The organism is Pseudomonas sp. FP1742 (genome assembly GCF_030687145.1).
Taxonomy (GTDB): domain Bacteria; phylum Pseudomonadota; class Gammaproteobacteria; order Pseudomonadales; family Pseudomonadaceae; genus Aquipseudomonas; species Aquipseudomonas frederiksbergensis_D.
Window position 1 is genome coordinate 3172858 of record NZ_CP117460.1, and the last position, 18359, is coordinate 3191216.

Annotated in this window: 16 protein-coding genes; 15 read left to right on the forward strand and 1 reads right to left on the reverse strand. The window is 59.9% G+C overall.

The window, feature by feature from the left end:
- The first annotated feature begins 395 nt into the window (after positions 1–395).
- The 9 genes from arnB to PSH64_RS14055 are packed head-to-tail and all read left to right on the forward strand — an operon-like array spanning position 396 to position 10809.
- Positions 396–1544: a UDP-4-amino-4-deoxy-L-arabinose aminotransferase gene (arnB, locus tag PSH64_RS14015; RefSeq protein WP_305481019.1), complete on the forward strand. Its 1149-nt coding sequence runs from the start codon at positions 396–398 to the stop codon at positions 1542–1544.
- On the forward strand, positions 1541–2560 hold the full coding sequence (gene arnC, locus PSH64_RS14020; protein WP_305481020.1) for an undecaprenyl-phosphate 4-deoxy-4-formamido-L-arabinose transferase: 1020 nt from the start codon (positions 1541–1543) through the stop codon (positions 2558–2560). Before arnB ends, arnC begins: the two co-directional genes overlap by 4 nt.
- Entirely contained in the window at positions 2557–4551 is a 1995-nt protein-coding gene (arnA, locus tag PSH64_RS14025) for a bifunctional UDP-4-amino-4-deoxy-L-arabinose formyltransferase/UDP-glucuronic acid oxidase ArnA (protein ID WP_105346161.1), read from the forward strand. The genes arnC and arnA overlap by 4 nt, the downstream gene beginning before the upstream one ends.
- Entirely contained in the window at positions 4551–5435 is an 885-nt protein-coding gene (gene arnD, locus PSH64_RS14030) for a 4-deoxy-4-formamido-L-arabinose-phosphoundecaprenol deformylase (RefSeq protein ID WP_105346159.1), read from the forward strand. The genes arnA and arnD overlap by 1 nt, the downstream gene beginning before the upstream one ends.
- Positions 5432–7087 carry a lipid IV(A) 4-amino-4-deoxy-L-arabinosyltransferase gene (arnT, locus tag PSH64_RS14035; RefSeq protein WP_305481021.1) on the forward strand — a complete coding sequence of 552 codons (1656 nt, stop codon included), beginning with the start codon at positions 5432–5434 and terminating at the stop codon, positions 7085–7087. The genes arnD and arnT overlap by 4 nt, the downstream gene beginning before the upstream one ends.
- Positions 7084–7428: a 4-amino-4-deoxy-L-arabinose-phosphoundecaprenol flippase subunit ArnE gene (gene arnE / locus PSH64_RS14040; RefSeq protein WP_105346153.1), complete on the forward strand. Its 345-nt coding sequence runs from the start codon at positions 7084–7086 to the stop codon at positions 7426–7428. Before arnT ends, arnE begins: the two co-directional genes overlap by 4 nt.
- Complete coding sequence (gene arnF, locus PSH64_RS14045; RefSeq protein WP_105346151.1) at positions 7425–7838, forward strand: 4-amino-4-deoxy-L-arabinose-phosphoundecaprenol flippase subunit ArnF; 414 nt, start codon at positions 7425–7427, stop codon at positions 7836–7838. Before arnE ends, arnF begins: the two co-directional genes overlap by 4 nt.
- Complete coding sequence (locus tag PSH64_RS14050; protein WP_305481023.1) at positions 7835–9214, forward strand: UDP-glucose/GDP-mannose dehydrogenase family protein; 1380 nt, start codon at positions 7835–7837, stop codon at positions 9212–9214. The genes arnF and PSH64_RS14050 overlap by 4 nt, the downstream gene beginning before the upstream one ends.
- A complete protein-coding gene (locus PSH64_RS14055; protein WP_305481155.1) occupies positions 9187–10809 on the forward strand; it encodes a glycosyltransferase family 39 protein in 1623 nt (540 codons plus the stop codon). The genes PSH64_RS14050 and PSH64_RS14055 overlap by 28 nt, the downstream gene beginning before the upstream one ends.
- Before the next feature lie 142 nt (positions 10810–10951).
- Here the strand turns inward: PSH64_RS14055 and PSH64_RS14060 are convergent, their stop codons facing one another.
- Positions 10952–11917, reverse strand: a complete 966-nt coding sequence (locus PSH64_RS14060; protein WP_305481024.1) for a LysR family transcriptional regulator — start codon at positions 11915–11917, stop codon at positions 10952–10954.
- A 305-nt stretch (positions 11918–12222) separates the two neighbouring features.
- Between PSH64_RS14060 and argH the strand changes: the two genes are divergently transcribed.
- The 6 genes from argH (at position 12223) to PSH64_RS14090 (ending at position 18351) form a co-directional block, all read left to right on the forward strand.
- The gene (gene argH / locus PSH64_RS14065) at positions 12223–13650 is read left to right on the forward strand and encodes an argininosuccinate lyase (RefSeq protein ID WP_305481025.1); all 1428 of its coding nucleotides are present in this window, start codon (positions 12223–12225) and stop codon (positions 13648–13650) included.
- Positions 13651–13823: 173 nt separating this feature from the next.
- Positions 13824–14702 carry an amino acid ABC transporter permease gene (locus PSH64_RS14070; RefSeq protein ID WP_052966338.1) on the forward strand — a complete coding sequence of 293 codons (879 nt, stop codon included), beginning with the start codon at positions 13824–13826 and terminating at the stop codon, positions 14700–14702.
- A gap of 10 nt (positions 14703–14712) precedes the next feature.
- Positions 14713–15477 carry an amino acid ABC transporter ATP-binding protein gene (locus tag PSH64_RS14075; protein ID WP_018929141.1) on the forward strand — a complete coding sequence of 255 codons (765 nt, stop codon included), beginning with the start codon at positions 14713–14715 and terminating at the stop codon, positions 15475–15477.
- 39 nt (positions 15478–15516) lie between these two features.
- A complete protein-coding gene (locus PSH64_RS14080) occupies positions 15517–16341 on the forward strand; it encodes an ABC transporter substrate-binding protein (RefSeq protein ID WP_305481027.1) in 825 nt (274 codons plus the stop codon).
- Between the two features lie 281 nt (positions 16342–16622).
- Positions 16623–17471: a polysaccharide deacetylase gene (locus PSH64_RS14085; protein WP_305481028.1), complete on the forward strand. Its 849-nt coding sequence runs from the start codon at positions 16623–16625 to the stop codon at positions 17469–17471.
- A complete protein-coding gene (locus tag PSH64_RS14090; RefSeq protein WP_305481029.1) occupies positions 17464–18351 on the forward strand; it encodes a polysaccharide deacetylase in 888 nt (295 codons plus the stop codon). The genes PSH64_RS14085 and PSH64_RS14090 overlap by 8 nt, the downstream gene beginning before the upstream one ends.
- The last annotated feature ends 8 nt before the right edge of the window (positions 18352–18359 follow it).

Consider the following 18359-nt stretch of genomic DNA (forward strand, 5'->3'; position numbering starts at 1 on the left):
AGTCAATCAAGCGAAATCGTCTTGTATAAAAACACTGCAAAAAAACAACTAAGCCAGGCACACAAGTCCATTAAGGCGGACAGTTCTGTACGTCTTTTCCGACAAAAAGCGCGATGAGTGGCAGAAGCCTGAACAGTGCCTGTATGGGTTTCAAATAAACGATTCCCCGACCGGGTTTTCATGTTCCTTTCACAAAATCGCGCTTAATCTTCACGGTATGAGATGGCGTCTTGATGGCGTCCAGCCAGCCGATCATGACAAAAAAAATCAAACGATGTAATTTGTCACAAATTTATGGCAACTGCTTGATGTGGCTTTTGTTTTAGCGTCTACGCTGATGTTGGATCCATTGGATATGCCTGCCAGGCTATTTATTTTTCAGTACCGAGGTGCCTATGAGTCAGGCGTTTCTCCCCTTCTCCCGCCCCAGTATCGGCGATGAAGAAATTGCTGCGGTAGAGCAAGTACTGCGCTCCGGCTGGATCACTACCGGGCCGAAAAACCAGCAACTGGAAGAACACTTCGCCAACTATGTTGGCTGTCGGCATGCCGTTGCATTGTCCTCGGCGACCGGTGGCATGCACATTACTTTATTGGCCTTGGGGATCGGTCCTGGCGACGAAGTCATCACTCCGTCGCAGACCTGGGTGTCCACCGCCAACATGATCTGTCTGCTCGGTGCGACGCCGGTTTTCGTCGACGTTGACCGCGACACATTGATGAGCGATGTGGCGAGTATCGAAGCAGCGATCACGCCTCGCACCAAGGCGATCATTCCGGTGCATTACGCCGGCGCGGCATTCGACCTCGATCCGCTTTACGCCCTGGCCGACAAACATGGCATCGCCGTCATTGAAGACGCGGCCCACGCGGCGGGCACTTTCTACAAAGGGCGGCACGTCGGTGCCCAAGGCACGGCGATCTTCTCGTTCCACGCGATCAAGAACATGACCTGCGCCGAGGGCGCGATGTTCGTCAGTGACGACGAAGCCCTGGCCAATCGGGTACGCATGCTCAAGTTTCATGGCCTGGGCGTCGACGCCTATGACCGCCTCACCCACGGCCGCAAGCCCCAGGCCCAGGTGATCGAACCCGGCTTCAAGTACAACCTGGCCGACATCAATGCCGCCATCGCCCTGGTGCAACTGGAGCGTCTGGACGCGATCAACGCCAAGCGCACGGAGCTGGCGCAGACTTACCTGCAACGCCTCGAAGGCCTGTCGGTACAACCGCTGGCCATTCCGGCGTATGCACAACAGCACGCCTGGCACCTGTTCATCCTGCGCATCGATGCCGAACGTTGCGGGCTGGACCGCGAGGCTTTCATGAAGGCGCTGCAGGAGCAGAACATCGGCACCGGTATTCACTTCATCGCTACCCACCTGCATACCTACTACCGCCAGCGTTTCCCCAACATCTACCTGCCCAACACCGAATGGAATTCAGCGCGGCTGTGTTCGATCCCGTTGTTCCCCGACATGACCACCGATGATGTCGATCGTGTCGTCGGCGCCATTGAAAACACACTGGATGCAAGCCTGTGAAACCTTATCCGATCCGTTGCGTATCAATCGTCATCCCGGTCTACAACGAGCAGGACAGCCTGCCCGAGTTGCTCAGGCGCACCGAAGCGGCGTGCCAGCAACTGCACCATGACTACGAAATCGTGTTGGTCGACGACGGCAGCCGCGACAACTCGGCGCAAATCCTCGAGGACGCAGCCAGTCGTGATTGCAGCCCGGTGGTGGCGGTCATTCTCAACCGCAACTACGGCCAGCACGCGGCAATCATGGCCGGGTTCGAACAGTGCAAGGGCGATGTGGTCATCACCCTCGACGCCGACCTGCAAAACCCGCCGGAAGAAATTCCGCGGCTGGTGGCGCAGGCCGAACTGGGCTACGACGTGGTCGCCACGGTGCGCAACAACCGTCAGGACTCGGCCTTGCGTCGCTGGCCATCCAAACTGATCAACCTGGCCGTGCAGCGTTCCACCGGGGTTGCCATGACCGACTACGGCTGCATGCTGCGGGCCTACCGCCGGACCATCGTCGATGCCATGCTCGCCTGCCGCGAACGCAGCACCTTCATCCCGATCCTGGCCAACAGCTTCGCCCGGCACACCACCGAGATTCTGGTAACCCACGCCGAGCGCGAACACGGCGAATCCAAATATAGCCCGATGCGCCTGATCAATCTGATGTTCGATCTGATCACCTGCATGACCACCACACCGCTGCGATTATTGAGCATCGTAGGCTTCGGCATGGCGACGCTCGGTGTGCTGTTCGCCATCGCGTTGATTGTGCTGCGCATGGTTTTCGGCGCCGGATGGGCCGGTGGCGGCACGTTCGTCCTGTTCGCCGTGCTGTTCGTTTTCACCGGTGGGCAATTCATTGGCATGGGCCTGTTGGGCGAGTACCTGGGCCGCATGTACAGCGACGTCCGGGCGCGTCCACGGTTCTTTATCGAAAAGGTTTTGCGTAGCACCCCCCCTGCTCCTGCTCCCGTTGTCACCGTTGACGGTCTTACTTCCACTTCTTCAGATCAGGTTCTCTCATGAGTGCAAAAGCTGTTGTCTTCGCGTATCACGATATTGGCTGCGCCGGCATTGAAACCCTGCTTGCCAGCGGTTTCGAGATTGCAGCGGTGTTCACCCATCCCGACGACCCGAAGGAAAATGCATTCTATGGCTCGGTTGCGCAACTGTGCGCCCGCAAAGGCATCCCGGTGCACGCTCCGGAAGACGCCAACCACCCGCTGTGGATCGAGCGCATCAGCAAGCTCAACCCCGATTACCTGTTCTCGTTCTACTACCGCAATCTGCTGAGCGAACCACTGTTGGCCACGGCCAGCAAAGGTGCTTTCAACCTGCACGGCTCGTTGTTGCCTCGCTACCGTGGGCGCGCACCGGCCAACTGGGTGCTGGTCAACGGTGAAACCGAAACCGGCGTGACCCTGCACCGTATGGTCAAGCGTGCCGACGCCGGCGCAATCATCGCCCAGCAACGGGTGGCAATCGAGCGCACCGACACCGCATTGACCCTGCACGGCAAATTGCGCCAGGCCGCCACCGATCTGCTGCGTGACACCTTGCCTGCACTGCTTCAAGGCAAAGTCAGCGAAACGCCGCAGGACGAATCCAAAGCCACGGTGTTTGGCCGTCGTACTCCGGCGGATGGCAAACTGGTCTGGAGCAAACCGGCCGAAGAACTGTTTAATCTGGTGCGTGCCGTAACCCAGCCTTATCCGGGTGCTTTCTGCGCCGTGGGCGAGCACAAGTTGATTGTCTGGAGCGCCGACGTCGTCAAGGGCAATGAAGGCCAGGCGCCAGGCCGGGTCATCAGCGTCGATCCATTGCGAATCGCCTGCGGCGAAGACTCGCTGGTGATCCACGCCGGCCAGCGCAACGATAACGGCCTGTACCTGAGCGGTCCGCAACTGGCCAACGAGCTGGGACTGGTCGATGGGTCGGTACTGCGTGGCGCCGAATCGGGCCGTGCACCGCGCCGCACCCGAGTGCTGATCCTTGGCGTCAACGGCTTCATCGGCAATCACCTGTCCGAGCGTCTGCTGCGTGACGACCGCTATGAAGTGTACGGCCTGGACATCGGTTCGGATGCCATCGAGCGCCTGCGCAGCCATCCGCGTTTCCACTTCGTCGAAGGCGATATCAGCATCCACTCGGAGTGGATCGAATACCACATCAAAAAATGCGATGTGGTCCTGCCGCTGGTAGCGATCGCCACGCCGATCGAATACACCCGCAATCCGCTACGTGTGTTCGAACTGGATTTCGAAGAGAACCTGAAACTGGTTCGCTACTGCGTCAAATACAACAAGCGTGTGATCTTCCCTTCGACCTCGGAAGTCTATGGCATGTGCCAGGACGCCAACTTCGACGAAGACAGCTCCAACCTGGTGGTCGGGCCGATCAACAAGCAACGCTGGATCTACTCGATCTCCAAGCAGCTGCTTGACCGGGTGATCTGGGCCTATGGCCAGAAAGGCCTGAACTTCACCCTGTTCCGCCCTTTCAACTGGATGGGCCCACGCCTGGACCGTCTGGACTCGGCGCGTATCGGCAGTTCCCGGGCCATCACCCAGTTGATCCTGAACCTGGTGGAAGGCACGCCGATTCGCCTGTTCGACGGCGGCGAGCAAAAACGCTGCTTCACCGACATCGCCGATGGCGTCGAAGCCCTGGCGCGGATCATCGACAACGACAACGATGTCTGTAACGGCCAGATCATCAACATCGGCAACCCGGACAACGAGGCCAGCATTCGTCAGTTGGGCGAAGAGTTGCTGCGTCAGTTCGAGGCTCACCCGTTGCGCGACAACTTCCCGCCATTCGCCGGTTTCCGCGATATCGAAAGCAAGGCCTTCTACGGCACTGGCTATCAGGACGTGTCTCACCGCAAACCGAGCATCGCCAACGCCAAACGCCTGCTGGACTGGGCGCCAACCGTGGAGATGAAGGAGACCATCGGTAACACGCTGGACTTCTTCCTGCGCGAGGCGATGCTCGAAATCGCGGACAAAAAACGTTGATGCAGGCAGGCCTTCGAATCGATGTCGACACCTACCGAGGCACCCGTGAAGGGGTGCCGCGGTTGCTCGAAATGCTTGATGAAGCACAGGTCAAGGCAACGTTCTTCTTCAGCGTCGGGCCAGACAACATGGGGCGCCACTTGTGGCGCCTGATCCGTCCGCAGTTTCTCTGGAAGATGCTCCGTTCCAACGCCGCCGGTCTGTATGGCTGGGACATTTTGCTGGCCGGCACTGCGTGGCCGGGCAAACCGATCGGTCGTGACCTCGGGCACCTGATGCGTCAGGCTCAGGCGGCCGGGCATGAAGTCGGCTTGCACGCCTGGGATCACCACGGCTGGCAGGCCAATGCCGGACGCTGGAGCCAAGCGCAACTGATCGAGCAGATCCGCCGTGGTGTCGACAGCCTCAGTGACATCCTCGGGCAAAAAGTCGAATGCTCGGCGTCCGCCGGTTGGCGCGCGGACGAGCGTGTGATCGAAGCCAAGCAAGGTTTTGGCTTTCGCTACAACAGCGATTGTCGAGGCCATCACCTGTTCCAGCCGATCCTGACCGATGGTAGTCCGGGGGCTCCGCAAGTTCCGGTGGACCTGCCGACCTTCGACGAAGTGGTTGGCCCGACCGTCTCAGCCAAAGACTTCAACACCTTCATTCTTGAGCGGTTCTCCCCGCAAAAACTCAACGTCTACACTGTGCATGCCGAAGTAGAAGGGATTCTGATGGCCAACGATTTTCGCCAATTACTGGCCGATGCTCGCCAACGTGATATTCATTTCCAACCCCTGGGCAATCTGCTGCCCGAGTCCCCCGCCCTCTTGCCTCTGGGTCGGGTCGTACGCGGTACCCTTGACGGTCGCGAAGGCTGGCTAGGGGTCCAGGGCGCATGAGCAAACCTTGGGCATTGCCGTTGTTACTGGTGGTTCTGGTGCTGGCGTACATATTGCCGCTGGGCACTCACGGCCTATGGATTCCCGACGAAACCCGTTACGCGCAGATCAGCCAGGACATGCTCCTGAGCGGTAACTGGGTGTCGCCGCACTTCATGAGCCTGCGTTACTTTGAAAAGCCCATCGCGGGCTACTGGATGATCGCCATCGGCCAGGCGCTGTTTGGCGACAATCTGTTTGGTGTGCGCATTGCCTCGGTGCTGAGTACCGGGCTGAGCGTGTTGCTGTGTTATCTGATCGCTCACCGGCTGTGGAACGAGCCGCGCAAGAGTTTTGCCTGTGCGCTGCTGTACATGAGTTTTGCGATCGTCGCCGGGCAAGCCGGCTACGCCAACCTCGATCCGCAATTCACCTTCTGGGTCAATCTGAGTCTGGTGGCTTTGTGGTTTGCGCTGGACAGCACCAGCCGCGGCCAGCGTCTGCTCGGGTGGGCCGTGCTGGGGCTGGCCTGCGGCATGGGGTTCATGACCAAGGGGTTCCTCGCCTGGCTGCTGCCGGTGTTGGTCGCCCTGCCCTGGATGCTCTGGCAGAAACGCTGGCGGGAACTGCTGACTTGCGGCCCGGTGGCGATTGTGGTGGCCATCGCGGTAAGCCTGCCGTGGGCCTTGGCGGTGCACGCGCAAGAACCCGATTACTGGCGGTTCTTCTTCTGGCACGAACACATTCGCCGCTTCGCCGGGGATGACGCTCAACACGATGCGCCATGGTGGTTCTACCTGCCGCTGCTGGTGGCGTTCAGCCTGCCATGGGCGGCGTTGCTGCCATCGGCGCTGAAACAGGCCTGGCAGACCCGGCGTCAAGCCAATATCGCGTTCCTGCTGCTGTGGTTGCTGATGCCCTTGCTGTTTTTCAGCCTGAGCAATGGAAAACTGCCGACCTACATCATGCCCTGCCTGCTGCCTCTGGCGTTGTTGCTGGGCCATACCCTGGCCGACCGACTGAAGCTGGAACAGGGCCGGGTGCTGGGGATCAATGGTCTGCTCAACCTGGCATTGGGCCTGGTGACCCTGATTGCGCTGGTCTGGCTGCAACTGAAAAAGCCATTGTATGACCATGAATTGCACAACCTCGTCCTGGTGTTCATCGGCTTGATCGGCTGGATCATGGCCAACCTGCTGCAGGCCTTCCGTCCCTTGCAATGCTGGGCGGCACCGGCCTTTGGCAGCTTGCTGCTGATCGGCGTGCTCCCGGCCGGAATGCCCGATTCTGTTGTGGCAAACAAAATGCCCGACCAGTTCATCCTCCAGCACGCCCAGGAGCTGGCGCAGACCGACAAGCTATTGAGCAACGACCTGGGCGCCGCCTCGGCCCTGGCCTGGCGCTTGAAACGCCCCGAGGTGGCGTTGTACAACACGATAGGTGAATTGAAATACGGCCTCGCCTACCCTGATCCCGACGCTATCGAGCAGCGGGTCGATCTCGAACACGTGCAACAGTGGATGCGCGAAGCGCGCCAGAGTGGCTCGGTCGGCGTGGTGATGCGGGTCAAAGGGGATGACGAACTGCAAGAAATCGAACTGCTACCCAAAGATGGCAAACGTTATGAACAAGGCAACCTGGTGATTCTGATCTTCCCTCGGGATGCGTCATGAGCCTGTTGCTGCTACTGACCGCGTCCCTGCTGACCTGCCTGGGCCAGATCGCCCAGAAGTACGCCGTGGAAAGCTGGCGCGGCAAGGCCACTGGTTGGGGCGAAAAACTGCGCTCGCCGTGGCTGTGGCTGGCGCTAGTTTCTCTGGGATTGGGCTTGCTGGTCTGGCTGCTGGTGCTGCAGCGCCTTGAAGTCGGTATCGCCTATCCCATGCTCAGCCTGAATTTCGTGCTGATCACACTGGTCGCCCGTTTCGTCTTTCACGAAGTCATCGACCGCCGTCACTGGTTGGGCGTAGCGCTGGTGATTGGTGGCGTGGCGCTCCTGGGGCAACACGCATGAGCCTGCGTCGCGGAATCGCCTTCGCCCTGGGCAGCGTGCTGTTGAGCACCGTCGCGCAGCTGGGTATGCGCTGGAGCATGACTCGCTTGCCGCATCCCGAACAATGGTTAGCGGCCTTGAGCAGCGGCAGCGTCGATGTGTCTGCTGTGATTGTCGTGCTGGCGGCCATCCTAGCCTATGCGGTGTCGATGCTCACCTGGCTCGCCGCCCTGCGGGATGTACCCCTGGGCCGTGCCTATTCGCTGCTGAGCATCAGTTACGCGCTGGTGTATGTGCTGGCCGCCAGCCTGCCGCTGTTCAACGAATCCTTCAGTCTTTCAAAAACGCTGGGGGTGGCGCTGGTCATCCTCGGTGTTATCACTATTAATTCTCGACCTGCTCGCGCGCCCGAACTTAGGAGTGCATCATGAAAATCAGTGTATTTGGTAGCGGTTACGTTGGTCTGGTGCAAGCCGCCGTCCTGGCCGAAGTCGGCCACGATGTAGTGTGTATGGACATTGACGAGAAAAAAGTTGCGTTGCTGCAACAAGGCCACGTCAGCATCTTCGAACCGGGGCTGGCCAGCCTGGTGCGTGAAAGCCTGGACGCCAAGCGGCTGCACTTCACCTCGGACGAAAAATTCGCTGTGCAACATGGCCAGGTAGTGTTCATCGCCGTCGGCACGCCATCCCGGGAGGATGGCTCGGCGGATCTGCAATACGTGTTGTCCGTGGGTGAAGCGGTGGCGCGTCATCGTGAACAGCCGGTGATCCTGGTGGAGAAATCCACGGTGCCGGTGGGCACCGGCGATACGCTGCGCGCCCATATCGAAGACTACCTGCTCAAGGCCGGCCGGCAGTTGCAGTTCGATATCGTGTCCAACCCGGAGTTTTTGAAAGAAGGTTCGGCCGTGGCCGATTGTCGGCGTCCCGACCGCATCATCATCGGCTGTGAAGGCGATGAAGTGCGCGACGTGATGCGCGACCTCTATGCACCGTTCAACCGCAACCATGACCGCGTCATGTTCATGGACCTGCGCAGCGCCGAGCTGACCAAATACGCCGCCAACTGCATGCTGGCGACCAAAATCAGCTTCATCAACCAGATCGCCGAACTGGCCGAACACCTGGGTGCCGACATCGAATCGGTACGGCTGGGCATCGGTGCCGATTCGCGCATCGGTTACCACTTCATCTATCCCGGCTGCGGTTATGGCGGCTCATGTTTCCCCAAGGACATGCGCGCACTGATTCACAGTGCCGAAGAAGCCCATTGCAACAGCGACCTGCTGCAAGCGGTGGAGGCCATCAACGAGCGGCAGAAACACAAACTGTTCGAACGCATCAACGCGTTCTACAAGGGTGATTTGCGCGACAAGACCTTCGCCGTTTGGGGGCTGGCCTTCAAGCCCAACACCGACGACATGCGCGATGCGCCGAGCCGGGTGCTGCTGGAATCGCTGTGGGCTGCGGGGGCCAATGTGCGCGCGTTCGATCCGGAAGCCATGCAGGAAACCCAACAACTTTACCCTGACGAACCGAAGCTGATGCTCATGGGCACGCCCGAATCGGTGCTTGCGGGTGCTGACGCGTTGATCATCTGCACCGAATGGCAGCAGTTCAAGGCGCCGGACTTCGACCTGATCCAGCAACGTCTTAATGCACCGGTGATTTTCGACGGGCGTAACCTGTACGACGCCGAGCGCCTGGCCCGTAGCGGTTTCCTGTACTTCCCGATGGGCCGTGGTGAATCGTGCAAGTTACCGATTCCCCTGCAGCAATGGCCAGCGGCCTCAGTTGTCGCGTGAGTACGATATCACCCGGCATTCGTCGGCAGTCCCTGGGTATCGGGCTGCTGACGCTGATGCTGTTCATCGTCGGGGCTTACCAGCAAACAGCGATAGGTTTCGATTCGCGGTTCGTGCTGTTCGCCCAGGAAATGCTGCGCCACGGGCCGTCGTTTTTCCCGACCACCTATGGCCAGCCTTATGCCGATTACTCGGCGCTGTCGACATTGTTCGTCTGGTTGCTGTCCCTGCCGTTCGGGCAGGTCAACAGCCTCACCGCATGGTTGCCGAGCGCCATCGGCGCCGCAGTGATCGTCACGTTGATGTACCGGCTGCTCGCGCCCTGCTCCACACGCTGGGCGCTGCTGAGCATCGCGTTGATGTTGCTCACCAGTACGTTTGTCACTGAAACCCGTGCCGTGTCCCAGGACCTGATGCTGGCGGCCGTGGCTTTTTCGGTGTTCTACCTTGGGTACGCCGCCGATCATTTCGCCATGCCCCGTCGGTGGCCGCTGATTTTTGCGTTGCTGCTGTTGGGCTTCGGGATTCGCGGGCCGATCGGGCTGGTGATCCCCACCGGTATGCTATGCAGCTACTACCTGCTCAATCGCCAATGGTCGCGGTTGTTCGGTTTTGGCCTGTTGGCGGCTGTGTTGCTGGGGGTGTGCGTCGCTGCATTGCTGTGGCTGGCCGAAGCCAGTGGCGGGACGGAATTCATGCATGACGTGGTGCGCATGCAGTTCATGGGGCGCATGGACGGCAGCGAAGGCGTCAGTGGTTCGCTGTATTACTTCACCGCGTCGTTAGGCAACTATGCGCTCGCTTATCCGTTGGCGCTGCTGGTATTGGCCGCGGTCTGGCTGACGAATCCACGACAGGCAGGTCCTGCATTACGCCTGTTGCAATACTGCACGGCGGCCGGGTTGATCGTGATGATCGGCTTATCGATTCCCCAGGCGAAAAAGGCCCGTTACCTGCTGCCGATGCTGCCCATGGCGGCGATCATCGCGGCGTACCCGTTTCAGGTGGCGCAGGGGCGAGTGTTCGGTTGGTTGCGGGGTTTGATGCAGGGGCTGTGGTTGGTGATACCGGGGGTGCTGATTGTCGCATTGCTGATCGTTCAGCGGCGTCTGCCAGCACAACCAACTGCCTTTGTGCCGGTATTGATCGTGCTTGCGGCCCTGCAAGTCATCACGCTGGCGGCGTGGTTCCGCTCCCACTGGCGAGCCGAGGTGCTGGCCTGGTGCGCAGTCCTGGCACTGTGGTCGGTTTATATCCTGGTGTTTGAACCGGTGGAGCGTCAGCTTTACGACACGCAAACCTTCAGCCGAGCCGCGTTCGCAGAGATCCAAAAAGCCCCGGCGCCGTTGGTGCTGCACGGCATGGGCAAAGACGCCAAGGCAATCAAGTTCATGGTCAATATCGAGCAGGACTTTCAACCGGTGTTCACCGAATCGATTCAGGAGCTGGAAGCCCTCTCGGGGCCGGCCTGGCTGATGATGGACCGAAACGACTACAACGCCTTGCAAGGCACTCCGCTGGGTGCCCAGCCACCGGTATTGAGCGGACGTTTCGATAAAAACGATTTCGTATTGCTGCACACGCCGCCCTTGTAGGAACTGTCGCAGGCTGCGATCTTTTGATGGTTTCGATGTTGCTGAAGAGCAAGATCAAAGATCGCAGCCTGCAGTAGCTCCTGCGTATCCATGTATTGTCCTTTAGTTACTGTTAACCACACTTGAACGCCTACGTTTGAGGTTAAACCGGCGCCTTCAAATCCACCCCCAGCGCCTGGGCAAACGCCTTCACCAACGGACTGCGCACAGTGTTGTGGCGCAGGATCAGATTGAACGGCGTGACGATGTTGATCAGGTCCGGACGCACCGCCCGAAACTGTCCCTGAGCCACCAGGTTTGCCGCGTAATGCTCGGGGAGAAAACCGACGAAACGCCCCGTCTTGACCAGTAGCGCCACAGCTTCCACTTGAGTCGCCGAGGCGGAAAAGCTGTCGTAGCGGGCAAAATTCAGTTTGTCCCGATGGATCGCGTAGCGGTGGTTGATGCACTCGTAATCCTGCAGCACATTGCCGCCCATTTCCGCCTCCGGCACCGAGAACAGCGGATGGCCGACAGCGCAATACGCATACGAGCGTTCTTCATAAAGCGGGAAGTAATCGAACTCTTCTCTTTTCTGATAAACCGGCACGATCCCGGCGACTAACCGGCCCTCAACTACACCTCTTTCCACCTCATCCAGTTGAGACGCCTGAAGTTGAAATCTTACTTTCGGTGACTCTTCATTTATCCTTCTAAGCGCTGCAACTAACGGTGAATTCGAGTCCGTAATTGTATTGTCAATAACGCCCACTCCAAGGTCGCCAATAAGTTCGTTTTGCGCCGAACTAAGGCGGTCACGAAAGTTATCGACCGAGGCAAATAGATCGATAGACGCCTGATACACCAGACGCCCTTCTTCGGTCAGGTGAAACCCTTCCCGCCCCCGGGTACACAAGCGCATGCCGATGCGAATTTCAAGGTCGGAAATCTGTTTGCTGATGGCTGCCAGGCCCACGTTCAGCTCGTTCTGGGCAGCACTGAAGCCACCGGCCTCGACTACGGCCTTGAATACTTTGAGCAATTTGAAGTCCAGACCGCTGAGGGTCAGCGGTGCCCGATGCACCGTTTTTGGCGGCGGGTTTCCGGAATTGGAAAGTGGGGTTTCCATAATGCTTATTTACCTCTGGCGCCCTATTCAACAATCTGTGTCCAACAACAAAAACATAGCCGACCAATAATAATGAACACAGAAAGCAAGGCTTGGCAACCGTTAATAAATCCCGCCGATCAGTGCCAACTCACTGATTTTGAACTATTAAAAGCTGACACTTCGATCAGCTCTCGCAACGATTCAACTGCCCTCTTGGAAACTGCTTTGGCCTAACTACGCCCCGTTGAATCTATTCAACCAAGGCAAGTGTTCAGGGCCTGGCACACCGATTTCAGTTCGCTTTACCGACGAGGAAAACAACAATGTCTCAAACCACCGACCGCCTCTGGGGTGCCCGCTTCAAGAGCGGCCCGTCCGAAGCCCTGGCGGCCCTGTCCCGTTGCCCCGAGCGCTACTTTCGCCTCACCCCGTACGACCTCGCCGGCTCCAAGGCCCATGCCCGGGAATTGCAGCGCGCCGGGTTGCTGAACGAGCAGGAAACCCAGACCATGCTCGATGCCCTGCAGCGCATCGGTGATGACTTCCGAGCCGGCAGCATCGCGCCGACCCTGGACGACGAAGACGTCCACACCTTCATCGAACGCCTGCTGACCGAACGCCTCGGCGCACTGGGCGGCAAGCTGCGCGCCGGCCGTTCGCGCAACGACCAGACCGCCAATGACCTGCGGCTGTTCCTGCGTGATCACGTTCGCACCCTGGCCGTCGAAGTGCTGGCCTTGCAGCAAGCGCTGGTGGATCAGGCCGAGCAACACATCGAGAGCATCTGCCCGGGCTTCACCCACCTGCAACAAGCCCAGCCGATCGTCTTCGCTCACCACTTGCTGGCCCACGCCCAGTCGATGCTGCGCGACGTGCAGCGTCTGGTGGACTGGGACGCGCGCACCTCGCTGTCGCCATTGGGTGCGGCGGCCATGGCCGGTTCCGCCATCGCTCGCCTGCCGCAGCAGTCGGCCAGGGAAATGGGCTACAGCGGCGTGTGCGAAAACTCCATCGACGCCGTGGCCAGCCGCGATCATGTCGCCGAGTTCCTGTTTATCGCCAGCATGCTCGGGATCAACATTTCCCGCCTTGCCGAAGAATTCTGCCTGTGGTCGTCGCGACAATTTCGCTGGGTCGCGCTGGACGATGCCTACGCCACCGGCAGTTCGATCATGCCGCAGAAGAAGAACCCGGACATCGCCGAACTGGCCCGGGGCAAGGCTGGCCGCTTGATCGGTAACCTGACCGGGCTGCTGTCGACCCTGAAATCCCTGCCGCTGTCCTACAACCGTGACTTGAGCGAAGACAAGAACGGCGTGCTCGACAGCGTCGACACCCTGCTGCTGGTGCTGCCGGCCATGGCCGGGATGGTCGCGACCATGAAGGTCAACGTCGAAGAACTGCGCCGTCAGGCCCCGCTGGGTTTCACCCTCGCCACCGAAGTGGCCGACTGGCTGGCGGTACGCGGCGTACCGTTCAAGGAAGCCCATGAAATCACCGGCGCACTGGTCCAGGCCTGTGAGAAACACGATATCGAACTGTGGGAAGCCTCGCCGGCGCTGCTGGCCGAGATCGATCCACGTCTGACGCCAGAGGTGCGCGACAGCCTGACCCTCGAAGCCGCCATCGCCGCCCGCAGTGGCTGGGGTGGCACCGCGCCGCATCAGGTGCGCGAGCAGATCGGCCGGTTGAAAACCGCCCTTGCCGCGCAGCAAGCGTGGACCGAGAACTATCAGGGCTTCCGTCTTTGAAGTAGGACGCAAAACCTGTGGGAGCGGGCTCGCTCGCGAAGAGGCCGTATCAGTCGACATCAATGCTGAATGACCCACCGCTTTCGCGGGCAAGCCCGCTCCCACAGGGATTGTGCTGCAACGAATAAACCACACACGCCGCCTGAATCGAGGGCGGCGTACGGAGAAGCAACATGAGCCAGACACAGGCAGAACGACTCCAGGCGGAGCGTAAACTGGCGGAAAACCAGTTCGATATCACCCAGTATCAACACGTGCCACGGCGTTATTACGGGCGGATTTTTTTCGCCACCGTCATCGTCATTGCGATTGTCGGCCTGGTGCGAGCCTTCGCCGAAGGCAAGATTGAATGGTCGTACATCGGCCAGTTCCTCACTTCGCAAGCGATCATGTGGGGCTTGCTCAACACCATTGTCATGGCGGTGCTGGCGATGGCGCTGGGTATCGTCTTCGGGGTGATCACGGCGATCATGCGCATGTCGGCCAACCCGATCCTGCGCTATGTGGCGCTGACCTACACCTGGCTGTTCCGTGGCACGCCGCTGATCCTGCAGCTGCTGCTGTGGTTCAACCTGGCGCTGATTTTCCCCACCATCGGCATCCCCGGTCTGTTCGAAATGGACACTGTGAGCCTGATGACGCCCTTCGTGGCCGCCCTCCTCGGCTTGAGCATCAACCAGGGCGCCTACACCGCCGAAGTGGTGCGCGCCGGCCTGCTGTCGGTGGACACCGGCCAGTACGAAGCCGCCAAGTCGATCGGCATGCCGCGCCTGCAAGCGCTGCGCCGGATCATCCTGCCCCAGGCCATGCGGATCATCATTCCGCCGGTCGGTAACGAGTTCATCGGCATGGTGAAAATGACCTCCCTGGCGAGCGTCATCCAGTACTCGGAGCTGCTCTACAACGCCCAGAACATCTACTACGCCAACGCCCGCGTGATGGAGCTGCTGATCGTCGCCGGTATCTGGTACCTGGCCACGGTCACCGTGCTGTCCTTTGGTCAAAGCCGTCTGGAGCGTCGTTTCGCTCGCGGCGCCGGCAAGCGTTCTTGAGGAATCCGACATGAGAAGCATCGTCAAGGCCGTGAGCCTGAACAAGTATTACGACCATTTCCACGCGCTCAAGGACATCAACATCGAAGTCGAGCAAGGCGAAGTGCTGTGCATCATCGGCCCGTCCGGCTCCGGCAAAAGTACCCTGCTGCGCTGCGTGAATCAGCTGGAAAAAATCGACAAGGGCGGCCTGTGGGTCGACGGCGAACTGGTGGGTTACCGGATCGTCGGCAACAAACTGCACGAGCTCAATGAATCGCAGATTGCCCGCCAGCGCCTGGCCACCGGCATGGTGTTCCAGCGTTTCAACCTGTTCCCGCACATGACTGTGCTGCAAAACATCATCGAAGGGCCGTGCCAGGTGCTCAAACGTTCGCCCAAAGAAGCGCACGAAGAAGCCGTGGAACTGCTCGCTCGCGTCGGCCTGGCCGACAAGCGCAACAGCTACCCGATCGAACTGTCGGGTGGTCAGCAACAACGTGTCGCCATTGCCCGTGCATTGGCCATGCGCCCCAAGCTGATGCTGTTCGATGAACCCACTTCGGCACTCGACCCGGAACTGGTCGGAGAGGTGCTGTCGGTGATGCGCGATCTGGCGCAGACCGGCATGACCATGATCGTCGTCACCCATGAACTGGGCTTCGCTCGCGAGGTTTCCAACCGCATGGTGTTCATGGACGGCGGGCAGATCGTGGAGGCTGGAAGCCCCGAAGAAATACTAATAAGTCCGCAAAACCCACGCACCCAAAGCTTCATTTCTGCCGTTCGAACCTAAGCGTCCTTTGACGCTCACAACACTCATAAGAGAACGACCATGAAGAACCTAGTAATCCCTGCAGTACTTGCCAGCGTCCTGGCATCCGGTTTCGCCTTCGCTGCCGAGTTGCCGGCCAGCATCAAGGACAAGGGCGAGATCGTCGTTGCGATCATGCCGAACTACCCGCCGATGGATTTCAAGGACCCGGCCACCAACACCCTCACTGGCCTGGACTATGACCTGGGCAACGCCCTGGCCGAACGTCTGGGCGTGAAGATCAAATGGCAGGAAACCGGCTTCGAGCAAATGATCAATGCGCTGACCACCGACCGCGTGGACATGGTGCTGTCAGGCATGACCGACACCGCGGAGCGTCAGGCCAGCGTGACCTTCGTCGACTACTTCACCAGCGGTCCGCAGTTCTACACCTTGCAGAAAAACAAGGACACCAACGAGATCGTCGACTTGTGCGGCAAGAAAGTCGGCACCAGCCGCCGTACCACCTTCCCGGCGGAAATCGCCGAGTGGAGCAAGGCCAACTGCGAAGCCGCCGGCAAGCCAGCGATCAACGTGATCGGCACCGAAGGCTCGGCCGACGCTCGCGCGCAACTGCGCCAGAGCCGTATCGACGCGGCCATGCAGGGCAGCGAAACCCTGCCGTACCTCAAGACCCAGGAAAAGGACATGTACAAAACCGTGGGCCTGCCGATTTCCAAGCAGTTCTCGGGCATGGGTGTGAGCAAGAAAAAACCCGAGCTGAGCGAAGCGGTGAAAGTCGCGTTGCAGAGCATGGTCGATGACGGCAGTTATCAGGCGATCCTGAAGAAATGGGACCTGGAACTGGGTGCGATCAAGACCGTGACCATTAACGCCGGCAAATAAGCATCCGAATGATGCCCATTGTGGGAGCGGGCTTGCTCGCGAAGAGGCCCTGTCAGTCAACATTGATGCTGAATGACACACCGCTTTCGCGAGCAAGCCCGCCCCACACTGGATCCGGGTCGATCACGATTTTGTGGTTAGCCCGGAAAACTGTGGGAGCGGGCTTGCTCGCGAAGAGGCCCTGTCAGTCAACATCGGTGCTGAATGACACACCGCTTTCGCGAGCAAGCCCGCTCCCACAGAGTTCAGTGTTTTACCTATAGATGAACGGAGCGCCACTGATGTCCTCCTCGCTTCAGCCAACCTGGCCCGGCACGCACACAGCCTGCCTCGCCCTGGCCTTCGACCTCGATGGCCCCACCGGCGATGCCATGCTCAATGGCTCGATCTGGCGCAAGCCCGAGTATTTCGGTTTCGGCGGTTATGGCCCCTATCGGGCGCTGCCGCGAATTCTCGATCTGCTGGATGAGTTCCGGATCCCGACCACGTTTTTCGTCCCGGCCTGGGTCGTGGAGAATTGGCCGAAACAGTGCCAGGCGATTGTCGAGCGCGGGCATGAGGTGGCCTATCACGGTTACAAACACGAATCCTTCTACGCCCTGACGCTGGAGCAGCAGAAGGACGTGATGCACAAATCCCGCGAGGTGTTCTGGAAGTACCTGAACATCCGCGCCGAAGGTTTCCGCACCCCGTCCGGCGATTGGCGCGCCGAAACGCCGGCCATGCTGGTGGAAGCCGGCGTCACCTATTCCAGCAGCATGCGCGGCGATGACCGGCCCTACCTGGTCAAAGTGCCGGGCTTCGATACCCCGCTGGTGGAAATCCCCGGGCGCTGGGAAATGGACGACTACGCCTCCCTCGCCTACACCCGCGCACCGGACTTCCCTTCCGGGCTGGACCGAACCGCCAGCTACGCACTGACCCTCGATAACTGGTGCCGCGAGTTCGATGGCGCCATGGCTGAAGGCCTGTGCCTGACCACCCTGTTCCATCCCAAGATCACCGGCAAACCGGGACGCATCCTGCTCCTGGAAAAACTCTTCGAACACATGCGCCAGCGCGACGACGTGTGGTTCGCCACTTGCCGCGATGTCGCCCAGTGGTGGCTGAAGGAGCATCACCATGGCTGATTCCATTGTCTGGCCCGACGGCTATCGCTGTGCGGTGGTACTGACCGTCGATTACAACGATATCCACGGCATCCTCACCCAGGCGCCGGAAGTCGCCGGGCGCGACAAGACCTTGTCGGTGTGGCGCTACGGCACCCAGCGCGGGGTCGAGCGTTTGCTTGGCGTGTTCGAAGAACTGGGGGTTTCCAGCAGTTGGTTTGTTCCCGGCATCGTCGCCGAGGAAAACCCGCAACACCTCCGGGCGATCCAGGCCGGCGGACACGAGATTGCCTGCGCCGGCTATCGCCATCAGCACTACGACAACCTGACCCTGGCCGAGCAAAGTGCCGAGATCTCCAAGGGCTGTGCGGCCTTGAGCGCGCTGACCGGTCAACGTCCGACAGGCTTTCGCATCCCCGCCGGCAACGGTGCGCCGGGTTTCATCGAGGCGTTGCGCGAGCACGGCATCCGCTGGTCCTCGTCATGGCGCGGCGATGATTTGCCCTTCGCCCACCCGACGGCCCCCGAGGTGATCGAGTTGCCGCTGCATTACGAACTGGAAGACGAGCCCTATTTCGCCTTCAACCTCAGCCCGGCGGTGCCACCGGCGCAATCGCGCATCGCCTCTTACAGCCACACGCTGGGCAACCTGCAAATGGACTTCGCCGGGTTTCACCGGTTCGGGCTGTGTTACGTGCTGCGGCTGCACCCGGAAATCATCGCCACGCCGGGGCGGATCGGTGTGTTGCGTGAATTGCTGCAAAGCATTCAACAGCATGACGACGTGTGGATTGCCACCGGTGCCGAGGTTGCTCAATGGTGGGCCGAGTCGGCAGCGCCGGTGACTGAGGATCACCCGGCCGCTGTATATGAGCGGCATTATCGGGATTACGGCGTATGAAAGATCAG

Excerpts from the sequence above, each read along its gene's own strand:
- arnB (WP_305481019.1), top strand. The coding sequence starts at position 396 with ATGAGTCAGGCGTTTCTCCCCTTCTCCCGCCCCAGTATCGGCGATGAA.
- arnA (WP_105346161.1), top strand. The coding sequence starts at position 2,557 with ATGAGTGCAAAAGCTGTTGTCTTCGCGTATCACGATATTGGCTGCGCC.
- arnD (WP_105346159.1), top strand. The coding sequence starts at position 4,551 with ATGCAGGCAGGCCTTCGAATCGATGTCGACACCTACCGAGGCACCCGT.
- arnT (WP_305481021.1), top strand. The coding sequence starts at position 5,432 with ATGAGCAAACCTTGGGCATTGCCGTTGTTACTGGTGGTTCTGGTGCTG.
- arnE (WP_105346153.1), top strand. The coding sequence starts at position 7,084 with ATGAGCCTGTTGCTGCTACTGACCGCGTCCCTGCTGACCTGCCTGGGC.
- arnF (WP_105346151.1), top strand. The coding sequence starts at position 7,425 with ATGAGCCTGCGTCGCGGAATCGCCTTCGCCCTGGGCAGCGTGCTGTTG.
- PSH64_RS14050 (WP_305481023.1), top strand. The coding sequence starts at position 7,835 with ATGAAAATCAGTGTATTTGGTAGCGGTTACGTTGGTCTGGTGCAAGCC.
- PSH64_RS14055 (WP_305481155.1), top strand. The coding sequence starts at position 9,187 with ATGGCCAGCGGCCTCAGTTGTCGCGTGAGTACGATATCACCCGGCATT.
- PSH64_RS14060 (WP_305481024.1), bottom strand. The coding sequence starts at position 11,917 with ATGGAAACCCCACTTTCCAATTCCGGAAACCCGCCGCCAAAAACGGTG.
- argH (WP_305481025.1), top strand. The coding sequence starts at position 12,223 with ATGTCTCAAACCACCGACCGCCTCTGGGGTGCCCGCTTCAAGAGCGGC.
- PSH64_RS14070 (WP_052966338.1), top strand. The coding sequence starts at position 13,824 with ATGAGCCAGACACAGGCAGAACGACTCCAGGCGGAGCGTAAACTGGCG.
- PSH64_RS14075 (WP_018929141.1), top strand. The coding sequence starts at position 14,713 with ATGAGAAGCATCGTCAAGGCCGTGAGCCTGAACAAGTATTACGACCAT.
- PSH64_RS14080 (WP_305481027.1), top strand. The coding sequence starts at position 15,517 with ATGAAGAACCTAGTAATCCCTGCAGTACTTGCCAGCGTCCTGGCATCC.
- PSH64_RS14085 (WP_305481028.1), top strand. The coding sequence starts at position 16,623 with ATGTCCTCCTCGCTTCAGCCAACCTGGCCCGGCACGCACACAGCCTGC.
- PSH64_RS14090 (WP_305481029.1), top strand. The coding sequence starts at position 17,464 with ATGGCTGATTCCATTGTCTGGCCCGACGGCTATCGCTGTGCGGTGGTA.